Genomic DNA, 12,768 nt, shown 5'->3' on the forward strand with positions numbered 1-12,768 from the left:
TTTTTTGCTTCAGTCCCTGGGGCGGAAGCCGATGACCAGCGACGAGGGCACGCGGCCGTCCACGTCGCGCGGCAGGGTCTCGGTGCGCTGCAGCGCGCGGACCACGGCGTCGTCCCAGGCCTTGTTGCCGCTGGACTGGGTGATGCGCGCGCCGACGATGGTGCCGTCGGGCGCGGCGCGCACCTCGACCTCGGCCCGCGGGTTGCCCGTCACCACGTCGGGGTAGACGATGTTCGGGCGCACCTTGGCCGCCACCTTGCCGCCATAGCTGCCCGACGGGCCGGAGCTGCGCAGCGCGGTGCCGGTGGCCGTCTCGCCGCCCGTGGCGCCGGCCAGGCCCTGCATGCGGCGCACATTCGCCTCGTGCCGCTCCTTGGCTTCCTTGGCCTCGCGGGCCTCCTCGGCCTTGCGGCGCTTGTCCTCGGCGAGCTTCTTGGCCTTTTCCTGCTCGGCCTTGGCGGCCTTTTCCTTCTCGGCTTTCTCGCGTTCGGCCTTTTCCTTTTGCTGCTGGGCCAGGCGTTCCTTCTTTTCCTGCTCCAGCCGCTCGCGGCGTTCCTCTTCCTTGCGCTCGCGTTCGCGCTTTTCCTGCGCCAGCTGCAGTTCGCGCTTCTTCTTCTGCTCTTCCAGGCGCTTTTTCTCGCGTTCCAGGGCGATGTCGGCCTCGCGCGTGTCGGGCTGCACCTGGCGTGGCGGTGGTGGGGGAGGCGGCGGCGCGGGGGCGGGCTTCGGCTCCGGCGCGGGAGGGGGTGGTGGTGGCGGCGGCTCCACGGCGCGCGGCGCGGCCTGCTGGGGCACGGCGGACCAGAGTTCGGCCTCGACCGCGGGCTGGTCGGAGCTGCTCTTCCATTGCACGCCCCAGGTCAGGGCGCCGACGAGCACGGCGTGCGCGAGCACCGCCAGGGCGATGGCCCGCAGGCGTCCGGGCGGGCGGGGAGGGGCAAACTGGTCGCGGTCGTTGGTCGCGTGCATGCGGGAGGGGGTTCCTTGTCGTCAGCTGCCGCTCTTCACGGCCAGGGCAACCCGCGCGACGCCGGCGCCCTGCAGCGCGGACATGGCTTTCATCACGGAGTCGTAAGAGACGTTCTTGTCCGCGCTGATGAGCACGGGGGTGTCCTCCGGCTGGTCCTTGAGCCAGTTCCTGGCCGTGGCGCCCAGCTGCTCCAGGGGCACGGTGCGCTCATTGCCGTCGGCCTTGAAGCGCACGCTGCCATCCTTGTCGACGATGACGTCGGCGCGCGTCTTGGGCACCTTGGTGCCCTTGCCGACGGAGGGCACGTTCACCGAGCTGGGCGTGAGCATGGGGGCCGTCACCATGAAAATGATGAGCAGCACCAGCATCACGTCGATGAAGGGCACCATGTTGATTTCGTTCATGGAGCGGCGGCGCGATCCGCCGCGCGAGGCCATGGCTGGCATAGGCTGCCTCCCTTCGGCTCAAAGGCCCGACGCGGAGCCGGGCTGCGTGCCCAGGTTGCGCTGCAGGATGTTGGAGAACTCCTCGATGAAGGTCTCCTGGTGAATGGCCACGCGGTCGATGTCGCGCGCGAAGCGGTTGTAGGCGATCACGGCGGGAATGGCCGCGAACAGGCCGATGGCGGTGGCCACCAGCGCCTCGGCGATGCCCGGCGCCACGTTGGCCAGCGTGACCTGCTCCATGCCGGCGAAGCCCGTGAAGGCGTGCATGATGCCCCACACCGTGCCGAACAGGCCCACGTAGGGCGACACCGAGGCCACCGAGCCGAGGAACGACAGGCTGGACTCGACCACGTCCATCTCGCGCTGGAAGCTGGCGCGCATGGCGCGGCGCGCGCCGTCGAGCAGGGTGCCGGGGTCGCTGATGCGGCGCTCGCGCAGCTTCTGGTATTCGCGCATGCCGCTGGCGAAGATGCGTTCCATGGGGCCGGCGCTCTTGGCGTTGTGCGTGGCGCTGGCGTACAGGTCGTTCAGGCTGGTGCCCGACCAGAAGTCGCGCTCGAAGTCCTCGTTGAGGGCCTTCACGCGCTTCAGGGCGAACAGCTTGCGAAAGATGGCCGCCCAGCTGGCCACGGAGACGCCGAGCAGCAGCAGCATGACCAGCTGCACCACCCAGCTGGCATTGAGCACCAGGCTCATGATGGACATGTCTTGGGAATTCATGATGAGGAGAGTCGTTCCAAAAGAGAGGCCGGAATGCGGGCAGGGCGCATGGTGGCGGCATCCACCCAACCGATGCGGATGGTGCCTTCGCACAGCAGTGCGGGAAGAGAAGCGGGGGTCATCTGCTCTGGTTTCAGGAGCGCCTGCTGGTCGATTGTCAGCGATGCCCGCCCCGCTTCACGCAGCGTGGCGGTAACAATCAGTGCATCGTCCAGCCGTGCGGGGCGCAGGTAGCGCAGGCGCGCATCGGTTACGACAAACATGCCGCCCGTGAGTTCCCGCAGCCGCTGCTGACCCAGGTCCAGCGAGCGCAGCCACTCGGTGCGGGCGCGCTCGAAGAACTTGAGGTAGTTGGCGTAGAACACGATGCCGCCGGCATCCGTGTCCTCCCAGTAGATGCGCAGGGGCCACTCGAAAGCCATGCGCCGCGCCTCAGCCGATCAGGCGCTGCAGGCGCGCCACCGACTCCTGCAGCTGCGCCATCGAGTTGGCGGTGGAAAAGCGCACGAAGCGCTGCGTATCAAAGGTGCCGAAGTCGCGCCCTGGCGTGATGGCCAGGTGCGCGCGGCGCATCAGCTCGAACGCGAAGTCCCAGCTGCCCGTCACACCGAGCCGCTCGGCCGCCTGCGTGCAGTCGGCCCAGGCGTAGAACGCGCCGTCGGGCCGCACCGGCACCGAGAGGCCCAGCGCCTCCAGCGCGGGGATGAAGTAATCGCGCCGCGCCTTGAACTCCGCGCGGCGGCGCTCGTACTCGGCGATGCTCTCGGCCTCGAAGCAGGCCAGCGCCGCGTGCTGCGACACCGTGCTGGCGCAGATGAACAGGTTCTGCGCCAGGCGCTCGACCACGGGCACCATGGCGTCGGGCACCACCATCCAGCCTAGGCGCCAGCCCGTCATGTTGAAGTACTTGCTGAAGCTGTTGATGCTGATGACGTTGTCGTCGATCGCCAGCGCCGTCTGGCCGAAGGCATCGTCATACGACAGGCCCAGGTAGATCTCGTCGATGATGGTGAGGCCGCCGCGGGCCTGCACCACCTGGTGGATGCGGCGCAGCTCCTCGGGCGCGATCGACGTGCCCGTGGGGTTGGACGGCGATGCCAGCAGCACGCCGCGCGTCTTGGCGCCCCAGGCGGCCTCCACCTTGGCGGCGCTGAGCTGGAAGCGCTCCTCGGCGGTGGTGGGAATCAGCACGGCCTTGCCCTCGGCAGCGCTCACGAAGTGGCGGTTGCAGGGGTAGCTGGGGTCGGGCATCAGGATCTCGTCGCCGGTGTCGATCAGCGCCAGGCAGGCCAGCTGCAGCGCGGCCGAGGCGCCGGCCGTGACCACGATGCGCCGCGCCGGCACGTCGACGCCAAAGCGCGTCGCGTACCAGCCGCTGATGCGCTCGCGCAGCGCCTCCAGTCCCAGGGCGTTGGTGTACTGCGTGATGCCGCCGCGCACGGCGCGGTCGGCCGCCTCCTGCACCAGGGGCGGGGCGGTGAAGTCGGGCTCGCCGATGTTCAGGAAGATCATCGGCTCGCGGCTGCCGGCCACCTCGCGCGCCATGGCCTGGGCGGCCTTGGCCACTTCCATCACATAAAAGGGTTCGATGCGCTCGGCGCGGGTGGAGAACTTCATGGGGGGTGTCCGGGTACTTGCCGGCCCGCCGGGGCGGGCCTTGCGGTGGGTGCTGGCGGGCGGGCGGGCCGCACGCGCAGCACGGGGGAGGGCGGCGTCAGCCGCCTGCGCCGTCGGGGGTGCGGGCGGTCTTGTCGGCCGCCACTTCGTCGGCGCGCAGATGCGGTGCCAGGCCGTTGAGCACGCCGTTGACGTACTTGTGGCCGTCGGTGCCGCCGAACTCCTTGGCCAGTTCGATGCACTCGTTGATGACCACGCGCCAGGGCACGTCCTGGCAGTGCTGGAACTCGTACACGCCGATCCACATCACCGCATGCTCGATGGGCGAGATCTCGCCCATCTTGCGGTCCAGCTGCGGCGCGATCAGCTCGTCCATGTACTGGGCCGTGGTGATGCAGCCATGCAGCAGCGCGTCGTAGTGGGCGGCGTCGGCCTTGTGAAAGCCCGACAGGTCGCGCGTGAACAGGTCGATGGCGGTCGGGTCGTTGCCGCCCACCAGGTGCTGGTACAGCGCCTGCAGCGCGAACTCGCGCGCGCGGCTGCGGCCCGACTTGGAGCCGGCCTTGCGCGCGCCGGTGCTGGTGGTGCCGGTGCGCGCCTGGCGGGGCGGGCGCGGCGGCTGGCTGGGCGTGGGGGATTCGCTCAAGACAGTTCCTCCAGCAGGTTGGCCATTTCCACGGCCACGCGGGCAGCGTCCACGCCCTTTTCGGTCTGGCGGGCGATGGCTTGGTCCAGGTCCTCGGTGGTGATGATGGCGTTGGCGATCGGCACCTGGTAGTCCAGCGCGATGCGCGTGACGCCGGCGCCCGATTCGTTGGCCACCAGCTCGAAGTGGTAGGTCTCGCCGCGGATGATGCAGCCCAGCGCGATCAGCGCGTCGAACTCGTCGCGCTCGGCCATGGCCTGCAGCGCCACGGGCACTTCCAGGGCGCCGGGCACGAGCACATGGTGGATGTGCTTGTCCTGCACGCCGAGCTGGAGCAGCTCGGCGCGGCAGGCGGCCGCGAGGGTGTTGGTGATGTTTTCGTTGAAGCGGGCCTGCACGATGCCGATGTGCAGCTTCCTGCCGTCGAGCTTGTCCGCCGTTCCCTTGTCTGCGCCAAACATGTCTTAGTCCTTGGAGATGTATCCGGTGATTTCGAGTCCGTAGCCCACCATGCTGGGCATGCGGCGCGGCTGGCCCATGAGCTGCATGCGGGCCACGCCCACTTCGCGCAGGATCTGGGCGCCCACGCCGTAGGTGCGCAGGTCCATGCGGCCGCGCTCGGGGGCCTGGGCCGCGCGGGCCTTGCCCTCGAACTGCTCCAGCAGCTGGGAGGCCGATTCGCCGCAGTTGAGCAGCACCGCCACGCCCTGGCCGTGGCGGTCGATGTATTGCAGGCTGGCGTCCAGGCTCCACGAGTGCATGGAGCGGTTCACTTCCAGCAGGTCCAGCACCGACAGCGGCTCGTGCACGCGCACCGGCACGCTGTCCGAAGCGCTCCACGCGCCCTTGACCAGCGCCAGGTGCACGGCCTGGCTGGGCTCGTCGCGGAAGGCGTGGGCGGTGAATTCGCCGAACGCGGTCTGCAGTGTGCGCGTGCCCACCTTTTGCACCAGCGACTCGGTGCGGCTGCGGTATTCGATGAGGTCGGCGATGGTGCCGATCTTCAGGCCGTGCTCGGCCGCGAAGAGCTGCAGGTCGGGCAGGCGGGCCATGGTGCCGTCGTCCTTCATCACCTCGCAGATCACGGCGGCGGGGCTGCAGCCGGCCATGGCGGCCAGGTCGCAGCCGGCCTCGGTGTGGCCCGCGCGCATGAGCACGCCGCCGTCCACGGCCTGCAGCGGGAAGATGTGGCCGGGCTGCACCAGGTCGCTGGCCTGGGCGTTGGGCGCCACGGCGGCCTGCACGGTGCGGGCGCGGTCGCCGGCCGAGATGCCGGTGGTCACGCCCTCGGCCGCCTCGATGGAGACGGTGAAGGCCGTGCCCATCTTGGTGCCGTTGCGCGCCACCATGGGGGGCAGCTGCAGGCGTTCGCAGCGCTCGCGCGACAGGGTCAGGCAGATCAGGCCGCGGCCGAAGCGCGCCATGAAGTTGATGGATTCGGGCGTTACATGATCGGCGGCGATCACCAGGTCGCCTTCGTTCTCGCGGTCCTCCTCATCGACGAGGATCACGATGCGACCGGCGCGCAACTCGGCCACGATGTCCTGGACGGGCGAGATCGGCGCAGGCGTGAGGGGGGAGGTCATGCAGGGCTTTCGGGTAGGCCATGCGCCCGGGGCAGCGCGCGTTCCCCGGCGGGCGGGCATGGGACATGCCCCCAAAGAACAGGCGATGCGGCCGGGCCGCACGGGTGAGGGACGCGCGGTCCCGAAGCGGCGAATTTTAGTCGAGCGGGCAGGCCCTGTCTGCGCCGGCGCCCGAAGATTCGCCGGGGGTGGGGAAAAGCGGCGCCGGGTTTGCGTTTTCCGCTGGGCGGTGCTTGGCCGCCTCGCCCGTGGGTGGGGCGGGCTCAGATGCCCGGCGCCTCCAGCTTCACGTCGCCCAGCGGATAGGCCACGCAGGGCAGCACGCAGCCCTCGGCCCGTTCCTCGGGCGAGAGGCCGGGCCAGTCCACGGCGTAGCGCACCTCGCCCTCGGCCAGCATGCCGATGCAGGTGCGGCAGGTGCCGTTGCGGCAGGAGCTGGGCCAGTCGATGCCGCCTTGCTCCAGCGACAGCAGCAGCGGCTGCTCGGGCCAGGCATCGCATTGCGTGCCGTCGTCGCCCACGCGGGCGATGAAGAAGGGTGGGGGGCTGGATGCGTTCATGTCGGTTTCAGTGAAATAAGGCCTTGGCGCTTGTCCATCAAGCGCATATAGCTATTGAATTGATAGTAGACGCCGGAAGGCGGGGTTGCCTAAAAAAAAGGCAGCGCAGGGCGATTCCTTGCAAATCAAGCACTTAGGACAGTCATACAGCATTTGTCCAAAGTTATCCCCATGATTGTCCAATGCCGGGCGGGATAAGCCGTTCGCACGCTGCCTAAAAAAGCATCAGCACAAGGTAAATCCTTGTGAATCAATTACTTGGCGCTGTCATACAGGGCTTGTTCAGGGTTATCCACATGTTTGTCCAGTGCGATCCGGGATAACCCGTGCTTTTTCTGCCTAAAAAATCAGCGCGACAACGAAAGTCTTTATGAATCAATCACTTGGCATTGTCATACAGGGCTTGTTCCAGGTTGTCCACATGTTTGTCCAGTGCTGGCCGGGATAACCCGCTGCCAACCCGCGTGCCGCTGCTCCCAGCATGGGTGCCGGGCCGTGCAGGTGCATTGCAGGGCGGGGCTGGCTGGATTTCGAGCAAAATGGGCCGCCAGCGCCTGATGCGCGAGCGCGGGCAGCTATTGTTTTTGCGGGGTGCCAGTGCTGCCCGCGCCATGTTCCAACGATTCACACCACAGGAGATTCACCCCATGTCCCTCGACTTCCAAGGCCGCGTGGCCATCGTGACGGGTGCGGGCGGCGGCCTGGGCCGCCAGCATGCGCTGGCGCTGGCCGCGCGCGGCGCCAAGGTGCTGGTCAACGACCTGGGGGGCGCGGTGGACGGCAGCGGCGGCTCCGTGACGGCCGCGCAGGCGGTGGTGGACGAGATCCGCGCCGCGGGCGGCGAGGCGCTGGCCAACGGCGCCTCGGTGACCGACTTCGCCGTCGTGCAGGCCATGGTGCAGCAGGCCGTGGAGGCCTGGGGCCGCGTGGACATTCTGGTGAACAACGCCGGCATCCTGCGCGACAAGTCCTTCGCCAAGATGGACATGGCGGACTTCGCCCTGGTGGTGCAGGTGCACCTGATGGGCGCGGCCTACTGCTGCAAGGCCGTGTGGCCGCACATGCAGGCCCAGAACTACGGCCGCATCGTCATGACCACCTCGTCCACGGGCCTGTACGGCAACTTCGGCCAGGCCAACTACGGCGCGGCCAAGCTGGCCCAGGTGGGGCTGATGCAGACGCTGGCCATCGAGGGCGCCAAGCACGGCATCCACGTGAACGCGCTGGCGCCCACGGCCGCCACGCGCATGACCGAAGGCCTGATGCCGCAGGAAGTGCTCGACGCCCTCAAGCCCGAGGCCGTGGTGCCCGCCATGCTGGTGCTGGCGCACGAGAGCGCGCCCACGCGCGCCATCCTGTGCGCGGGCGCGGGCGCGTTCGAGGCGGCGCACATCACGCTGACCCAGGGCATCCACCTGGGTAGCGGCGTCGACGTGCCCGAGCAGCTGGCCGCGCGCCTGGCCGAGGTGCTGGACCGCGCGGGCGAGCAGGTGCCGCACAGCGGCGCCGCCCAGGGCACGCACGAGGTGGGCAAGGCCATGGCGGCCGCCCGCGCATAACGCAAGCGGCGAGCCGGCGGCGCCCGGGGACACAGTTCCCTGGCGTGCCGCTGGCGCTTGACCTGGCGTCAGGCAGCCGGCAGCGGGGCATGCTAAGTTCCGCCCCCACCGAAAAGTTGGAACCACAATGAGCACATTGCAACAGCGAGTCGCTGCACTGCAGGCAGAGCGGCTGACGGGCATGCGCCGCGGCATCGAGAAGGAAGGGCTGCGCGTCCTGCCCACGGGCGGGCTGGCGCTCACCCCCCATCCGGTGGCGCTGGGCGCGGCCCTCACGCACCCCTCCATCACCACGGACTACAGCGAGTCGCAGATCGAGCTCATCACCAGTGCCCAGGGCACGGTGCAGGGTTGCCAGGACGAGCTGACCGAGATCCACCAGTTCGTGCACCGCGTGCTGCAGCAGCAGCCGGGCGGCGAGATGCTCTGGGTGTCCAGCATGCCCTGCATGCTGCCCACGGACGAGACCATTCCGCTGGGGCGTTACGGCTCGTCCAACTCCGGCCGCGCCAAGAGCGTGTACCGCATGGGCCTGGGCCACCGCTACGGGCGGCGCATGCAGACCATCTCGGGCATCCACTACAACTGGTCGCTGCCCGGCGTGGGCAGCGACGAGTACTTTGCGCTGATCCGCAACTTCCGCCGGCATGCCTTCGTGCTGCTGTACCTGTTCGGCGCCTCGCCCGCGCTGTGCCCCTGCTTCGTGGAGGGGCGCCAGCACAGCCTGCAGCCGCTGGGCGATGGCAAGCATGCGCTGTACCTGCCGCACGCCACCTCGCTGCGCATGGGCCGTCTGGGCTACCAGAGCGACGCGCAGGCCACCCTGGCCGTGAGCTACAACGGCCTGCAGGGCTATGCCGATTCGCTCTATGAGGCACTGACGCGCCCGTATCCGGCCTACGAGGCCATCGGCGTGCGCAACCTCGGTGGCGAGTACAACCAGCTGGGCACCAGCCTGCTGCAGATCGAAAACGAGTTCTACGGCACCATCCGCCCCAAGCGCACCGTGCACAGCGGCGAACGCCCGCTGCACGCGCTGCGCGAGCGCGGCGTGGAATATGTCGAGGTGCGCCTCATGGACCTGGACCCGTTCGTGCCCGTGGGCATCACGGCCGAGACCATGCGCCTGCTCGACGTGTTCCTGCTGCACTGCCTGCTGTCCGACAGCCCGCCCGACACGCCGGCCGAGATCGCCGAATTGAAGGACAACCAGCACCTGGCGGCCGAGCGCGGCCGCGAGGCCGGCCTGCGCCTGATGCGCCGCGGCCAGAGTGTGCCGCTCACCGAATGGGGCGGCGAGGTGCTGGCCGAGTGCGCGCCCATCGCCGCCGCGCTGGACGCGGCCCATGGCGGCGATGCCTATGCCCAGGCGCTGGCCCACGCGCGCGCCACGCTGGCGGCGCCGCAGACCACGCCGTCGGCGCGCGTGCTGGCCGAGCTGCAGCAGCAGTGGGGCAACGACTTCACCGCCTTCGCGCTGGCGCATTCCCGCTCGGCCCGCGACGTGCTGATGGCGCGCCCCTGGAGCGAGGCGCAGCAGGCGCGCTACCAGGCGCTGGCCGCGCAGTCCCTGGCCGAGCAAAAGGCCATCGAGGCGGCGGACACCCTGCCGTTCGAGGCCTGGCGCGAGCGCTTCATGGCCGTGGAGCAGTTGGGCTGAGGTTTAGGGTGTTTTAGGGCTGCAGCGCTTGATGGTATTGCGCAAACAGCTCTCATTTTTGATGTGAATCGGGCGCGCGCGACCGGGCGCGCCGGTTGCCGCACCGCGCTCAGGCGGCGGCCAGCCGTGTCAGCGCCGCGCTGCGGATGCCGTCCAGCGTGCCCGTCGGCGTGATGGCCTGCGGGTCGATCAGGCAGTGCAGCACGGCGGGCAGGCCGCTGGCGCGGGCGCGGGCCAGGGCGGGGGCGAAGTCCTCGGTGCGCTCCACGCGCTCGCCGTGGCCGCCGAAGGCCCGGGCGTAGGCGCAGAAGTCCGGGTTCTTGAGTTGCGTGGCGCTGATGCGGCCGGGGTATTCGCGCTCCTGGTGCATGCGGATGGTGCCGTACATGGCGTTGTCCAGCAGCACCACGACCAGGGGCAGGCCGTACTGCACGGCGGTGGCGAACTCCTGGCCGTGCATCAGAAAGTCGCCATCGCCCGCAAACACCACCACCTCGCGCTGCGGCCACAGGCGTTTGGCGCCCACGCCGGCCGGCAGGCCGTAGCCCATGGAGCCGCTGGTGGGCGCGAGCTGGCTGGCGTAACTGGTGAACGGCCAGAAGCGGTGCACCCAGGTGGCGAAGTTGCCCGCGCCGTTGCAGAAGATGGTGTCGGCCGGCAGCACCGCGCGCAGGTGCTGCATCACCGCGCCCATCTGCAGGTTGCCGGGAATGCGGATGGGTGCCGGGTCGCTCCAGGCCAGGTATTCGGCGCGCGCCGCCTGCGTGTGCGCGGCCCAGGGCACTTCGGCCGTGGGCCGCAGGCTGGCCAGCGCGGCGGCCATGGCCTGCGGCGTGGCGTGGATGGCCTGCGCCGGGCGGTACAGGCGGCCCAGCTCGTCGGCGTCGGCATGCACATGCACCAGGGGCTGGGCGGGCACGGGAATGCCGAACAGCTCGTAGCCCTGCGAGGGAATCTCCGACAGCCGCCCGCCCAGCACCAGCACCAGGTCGCTCGCGCGAATGCGTGCCAGCAGTTTGGGGTTGACGCCCAGGCCCAGGTCGCCCGCGTAGCTGGCGTGGTCGGCCGAAAACAGCATCTGGCGCCGGAACGAGCAGTACACCGGCAGCTGCCAGGTGCTGGCAAAGGCCTGTATGTCGCGCACCGCCTGCTCGGACCAGCGGCTGCCGCCCAGGATGACCACGGGCTGCCGCGCCGCCTGCAGGCGCTGGGCCAGCTGCTGCAGTGCGGGCGCGCCGGGGAAGGTCTCGGGCACGGTGTAGGGCAGGGCGTCCGCCACCTGCACGGCGTCGGTCAGCATGTCCTCGGGCAGGGCCACCACCACCGGGCCGGGGCGGCCCGAGGTGGCGACGTGGAACGCGCGCGAGACCAGCTCGGGCACGCGCCGCGCGTCATCGATCTGCACCACCCACTTGGCCATGGTGCCGAAGACGGCGCCGTAGTCGATCTCCTGGAACGCCTCGCGCCCCAGCGCGCCGCGCGCCACCTGGCCCACGAAGACGATGAGCGGCGTGGAGTCCTGGTGCGCGATGTGGATGCCGGCCGCCGCGTTGGTGATGCCCGGGCCGCGCGTGACGAAGCAGATGCCGGGCCGGCCGGTGAGCTTGCCCTGCGCCTCGGCCATCATGGCCGCGCCGCCCTCCTGGCGGCACACGGTCACGGTGATGTTGGCGTCGTGCAGCGCGTCCAGCACGGCCAGATAGCTCTCGCCCGGCACGCAAAACAGCTGCTGCACCCCGTGCACGATGAGTTGCTGGACAAGAACCTGCCCGCCCGTGCGGGTGGCGGCGGCGGTCGGGGCTGTGGTGTGCGGCATGGCGGTCGGGGAAAGAGGGGCGAAACCGCAAATATCGCCCAGCCGGGCGCGCTTGCATAGCAAAAAAGCGGAACGACTTGTTGCGCTGTACGCATCAAGTGGCAAGATGCGCGCAAGGGCTGCATGCCGCTGACGCGCTGTGCATAAGCGCCAGGGCCAGGTGCCTTGCAATACCTTGTCCGCAGGTTCATTCCCCTATTGCATGAATTGACGCCATGTTTCGCAAACTCTTTCTGCCCCCCGTGGCCGACCTGCTGGCCTTCGAGGCCGCCGCGCGCCACGCCAGCATCTCGCGCGCGGCGGAAGAGTTGCACCTCACGCAAAGCGCCGTCTCGCGCCAGGTGCGCCAGCTGGAGGCGCAGCTGGGCCAAGCCCTGTTCACCCGCGTACGCCAGCGCGTGGTGCTGACCGACGCCGGGCGCCTCTACGCCGCCGACGTGCGCGCCGTGCTGCAGCAGCTGGGCGCCGCCACGCAAAAGGCCATGGCCCTGGCCGACGGCGGTGGCCTGCTGCACCTGGCCGTGCTGCCCACGCTGGGCGCGCGCTGGCTGGTGCCGCGCCTGCCTGCCTTCGCCGCGCTGCACCCGCAGCTCACGGTGAACCTTTCCGCCCGGGGCGAGCCCTTCGACTTTGCCCAGGAGCCCTTTGACGCCGCCATCCACTACGGCGCGCCCCACTGGGCCGGCGCCGTGTGCGACTACCTCATGCACGAGGAGGTGGTGCCCGTGTGCAGCCCCGCGCTGCGCACCCGCCACAGCATCGAAACCGCCGCTGACGTGGCCCGCCTGACCCTGCTGCACCAGACCACCCGCCCCATGCTGTGGGCCGACTGGTTCGAGCAGGAGGGCGTGCCCGCGCCCCAGGCCCTGCGCGGCCCGCGCTTCGAGCAGTTCGCCATGATCGCCCAGGCCGCCATCTCCGGCCTGGGCGTGGCCCTGCTGCCGCGCTTCTTGATGGAGCAGGAGCTGGCCAGCGGCGCCCTGGTGGAACTGCCCGGTGGGGTGCTGACCAGCACCGACGCGTACTACCTGGTGGTGCCGCTGGCGCGGGCCGAGGCCGCCGGGGTCAAGGCGTTCCGGCAGTGGATGCAGGAAGTGGCCGGGCCGCGGGCGGCTGCCGGTCATCCGCTCTGACGGGGTGCGCTGCGCGGGCGCCCGGCGCAGGGGCGACAGGCGTGCCGGGCGTGCC

13 protein-coding genes are annotated in these 12,768 nt (G+C 69.8%); 3 read left to right on the forward strand and 10 right to left on the reverse strand.

The annotated features are described in order from the left end of the window. Positions 1-9: 9 nt before the first annotated feature. The 9 genes from tolA to BP68_RS13475 form a co-directional block, all read right to left on the reverse strand. The gene (gene tolA, locus BP68_RS13435) at positions 10-969 is read right to left on the reverse strand and encodes a cell envelope integrity protein TolA (protein WP_496372560.1); all 960 of its coding nucleotides are present in this window, start codon (positions 967-969) and stop codon (positions 10-12) included. Between the two features lie 21 nt (positions 970-990). Next, positions 991-1,416: an ExbD/TolR family protein gene (locus tag BP68_RS13440; protein WP_496372562.1), complete on the reverse strand. Its 426-nt coding sequence runs from the start codon at positions 1,414-1,416 to the stop codon at positions 991-993. Positions 1,417-1,434: 18 nt separating this feature from the next. Further along, positions 1,435-2,136, reverse strand: a complete 702-nt coding sequence (gene tolQ / locus BP68_RS13445) for a protein TolQ (protein ID WP_496372564.1) — start codon at positions 2,134-2,136, stop codon at positions 1,435-1,437. Then, entirely contained in the window at positions 2,133-2,558 is a 426-nt protein-coding gene (locus BP68_RS13450) for a YbgC/FadM family acyl-CoA thioesterase (protein WP_496372566.1), read from the reverse strand. The genes tolQ and BP68_RS13450 overlap by 4 nt, the downstream gene beginning before the upstream one ends. A gap of 10 nt (positions 2,559-2,568) precedes the next feature. Continuing rightward, complete coding sequence (locus tag BP68_RS13455) at positions 2,569-3,753, reverse strand: pyridoxal phosphate-dependent aminotransferase (protein ID WP_496372568.1); 1,185 nt, start codon at positions 3,751-3,753, stop codon at positions 2,569-2,571. A gap of 97 nt (positions 3,754-3,850) precedes the next feature. Further along, positions 3,851-4,399: a transcription antitermination factor NusB gene (nusB, locus tag BP68_RS13460; protein ID WP_496372570.1), complete on the reverse strand. Its 549-nt coding sequence runs from the start codon at positions 4,397-4,399 to the stop codon at positions 3,851-3,853. Then, positions 4,396-4,860: a 6,7-dimethyl-8-ribityllumazine synthase gene (gene ribH / locus BP68_RS13465; RefSeq protein WP_496372572.1), complete on the reverse strand. Its 465-nt coding sequence runs from the start codon at positions 4,858-4,860 to the stop codon at positions 4,396-4,398. The genes nusB and ribH overlap by 4 nt, the downstream gene beginning before the upstream one ends. Positions 4,861-4,863: 3 nt before the next feature. Beyond that, positions 4,864-5,985, reverse strand: coding sequence for a bifunctional 3,4-dihydroxy-2-butanone-4-phosphate synthase/GTP cyclohydrolase II (gene ribBA, locus BP68_RS13470; protein ID WP_496372574.1), 1,122 nt, complete (start codon positions 5,983-5,985; stop codon positions 4,864-4,866). A 263-nt stretch (positions 5,986-6,248) separates the two neighbouring features. Next, on the reverse strand, positions 6,249-6,545 hold the full coding sequence (locus BP68_RS13475; protein WP_496372576.1) for a 2Fe-2S iron-sulfur cluster-binding protein: 297 nt from the start codon (positions 6,543-6,545) through the stop codon (positions 6,249-6,251). 647 nt (positions 6,546-7,192) lie between these two features. On the opposite strand from BP68_RS13475, the gene BP68_RS13480 reads away from it, so the two are divergent. Together BP68_RS13480 and gshA are read left to right on the forward strand one after the other, a co-directional pair. Continuing rightward, on the forward strand, positions 7,193-8,104 hold the full coding sequence (locus BP68_RS13480) for an SDR family NAD(P)-dependent oxidoreductase (protein ID WP_496372578.1): 912 nt from the start codon (positions 7,193-7,195) through the stop codon (positions 8,102-8,104). A gap of 127 nt (positions 8,105-8,231) precedes the next feature. Next, positions 8,232-9,764, forward strand: coding sequence for a glutamate--cysteine ligase (gene gshA, locus BP68_RS13485; RefSeq protein ID WP_496372580.1), 1,533 nt, complete (start codon positions 8,232-8,234; stop codon positions 9,762-9,764). Between the two features lie 109 nt (positions 9,765-9,873). Here the strand turns inward: gshA and BP68_RS13490 are convergent, their stop codons facing one another. After that, positions 9,874-11,580 (reverse strand): thiamine pyrophosphate-binding protein, encoded by a 1,707-nt coding sequence (locus BP68_RS13490; protein WP_496372582.1) that lies wholly within the window; start codon positions 11,578-11,580, stop codon positions 9,874-9,876. A 215-nt stretch (positions 11,581-11,795) separates the two neighbouring features. Between BP68_RS13490 and BP68_RS13495 the strand changes: the two genes are divergently transcribed. Then, complete coding sequence (locus BP68_RS13495; protein WP_496372584.1) at positions 11,796-12,713, forward strand: LysR family transcriptional regulator; 918 nt, start codon at positions 11,796-11,798, stop codon at positions 12,711-12,713. The last annotated feature ends 55 nt before the right edge of the window (positions 12,714-12,768 follow it).

Source organism: Diaphorobacter oryzae DSM 22780, assembly GCF_059568935.1.

Excerpts from the sequence above, each read along its gene's own strand:
- tolA (WP_496372560.1), bottom strand. The coding sequence starts at position 969 with ATGCACGCGACCAACGACCGCGACCAGTTTGCCCCTCCCCGCCCGCCC.
- BP68_RS13440 (WP_496372562.1), bottom strand. The coding sequence starts at position 1,416 with ATGCCAGCCATGGCCTCGCGCGGCGGATCGCGCCGCCGCTCCATGAAC.
- tolQ (WP_496372564.1), bottom strand. The coding sequence starts at position 2,136 with ATGAATTCCCAAGACATGTCCATCATGAGCCTGGTGCTCAATGCCAGC.
- BP68_RS13450 (WP_496372566.1), bottom strand. The coding sequence starts at position 2,558 with ATGGCTTTCGAGTGGCCCCTGCGCATCTACTGGGAGGACACGGATGCC.
- BP68_RS13455 (WP_496372568.1), bottom strand. The coding sequence starts at position 3,753 with ATGAAGTTCTCCACCCGCGCCGAGCGCATCGAACCCTTTTATGTGATG.
- ribH (WP_496372572.1), bottom strand. The coding sequence starts at position 4,860 with ATGTTTGGCGCAGACAAGGGAACGGCGGACAAGCTCGACGGCAGGAAG.
- ribBA (WP_496372574.1), bottom strand. The coding sequence starts at position 5,985 with ATGACCTCCCCCCTCACGCCTGCGCCGATCTCGCCCGTCCAGGACATC.
- BP68_RS13475 (WP_496372576.1), bottom strand. The coding sequence starts at position 6,545 with ATGAACGCATCCAGCCCCCCACCCTTCTTCATCGCCCGCGTGGGCGAC.
- BP68_RS13480 (WP_496372578.1), top strand. The coding sequence starts at position 7,193 with ATGTCCCTCGACTTCCAAGGCCGCGTGGCCATCGTGACGGGTGCGGGC.
- gshA (WP_496372580.1), top strand. The coding sequence starts at position 8,232 with ATGAGCACATTGCAACAGCGAGTCGCTGCACTGCAGGCAGAGCGGCTG.
- BP68_RS13490 (WP_496372582.1), bottom strand. The coding sequence starts at position 11,580 with ATGCCGCACACCACAGCCCCGACCGCCGCCGCCACCCGCACGGGCGGG.
- BP68_RS13495 (WP_496372584.1), top strand. The coding sequence starts at position 11,796 with ATGTTTCGCAAACTCTTTCTGCCCCCCGTGGCCGACCTGCTGGCCTTC.